Here is a 1,026-nt window from a genome sequence, read left to right on the forward strand (position 1 = left end):
AAACGAGATCTAGGTCTCACAGAACTGAACGTGATTTAAGTAGTAAAAGAGCGGGGATTATCAATGTTGCCGAAGTCTAAAAGCTTCACCGTGTATAGTAACCTTACTCCGCTCTTTTGTTCTTTCTAATTAATACTTAAAGTTAACTGATTTATTAAAAATCAAACTTAAGCCGTGTATAGCTCATTGCGGCTGAATTCCTAATCGGAATTCATTGCAATTTGCTATCTTTAGATTACGGCGGAAAATCATAGCTGATTTTCCGCAACGAGCCATACACAATCACGTTGTACATAATTTGAAAAAAATGCAAGAAACAATATTAGAAGCTTTTGAGGAGCTCAAAGCGGAAACACAAAAAATACACTCTGAAGAAACCCTAACTGATTGGAAAAATAAAGCTGTGAATATAATTGTGCGAGTGTACGGAATAGATAGCAAACCTGAAAAACAGATTAATGCTTTAAGCTACACTTGGTATATGGATGGCGGTGACAACACTTCTAAAAGAAAAACCCAAGCGTTTAATCTTATGGATGGACTAATTAAAGAAATAAATCGATTTGGACTTCCTGAAAAAATGATATTGGATAATGATAAAATGAATATCAATATTACTCAAAATACAAATCAATCAACGAAAATAAACTTAAGTCTTATCATTGAAACTATACAAGATGAATTAAATGGTAAGCAACTGAAAGAAATACAAGAAATCATTCAAAGTGAAGAGAATACTGAAAACAAGAAAAATAAAATTGTAGATAAATTAAAAAAGTTTGGATCCGACGTAGCTACAAATATTGTTGCTGGAATTTTGACAAACCCAAATATTTATGGATAAAAAACTATGTACAATAACTAAGTATTCGGCTCGCCGATAGGCCAGAGCTGAATATTGTGTGTGCGCCTAGCATGATCGATAACTATAGGGTGCAAGTCCCGAACACGCCCAAGCAGTGGGAAGTGTTAGCTTAAGGTAAGGGTGTCCATCGCGAGGTGGAATCTGAAGGAAACTGGCGGCAA

The 1,026-nt window shown here is 35.0% G+C and carries 1 protein-coding gene; it reads left to right on the forward strand.

Going from position 1 to position 1,026, the window contains the following annotated elements:
* Positions 1–307 precede the first annotated feature (307 nt).
* Positions 308–844, forward strand: a complete 537-nt coding sequence (locus G6N06_RS19625; protein ID WP_163518394.1) for a hypothetical protein — start codon at positions 308–310, stop codon at positions 842–844.
* Positions 845–1,026: the final 182 nt, after the last annotated feature.

This window comes from Gelidibacter japonicus (assembly GCF_010725055.1).
GTDB classification, from domain to species: Bacteria; Bacteroidota; Bacteroidia; order Flavobacteriales; family Flavobacteriaceae; genus Gelidibacter; species Gelidibacter japonicus.

What these genes read in the sequence shown, in the direction of transcription:
- G6N06_RS19625 (WP_163518394.1), top strand. Translation starts at nt 308, where the DNA reads ATGCAAGAAACAATATTAGAAGCTTTTGAGGAGCTCAAAGCGGAAACA.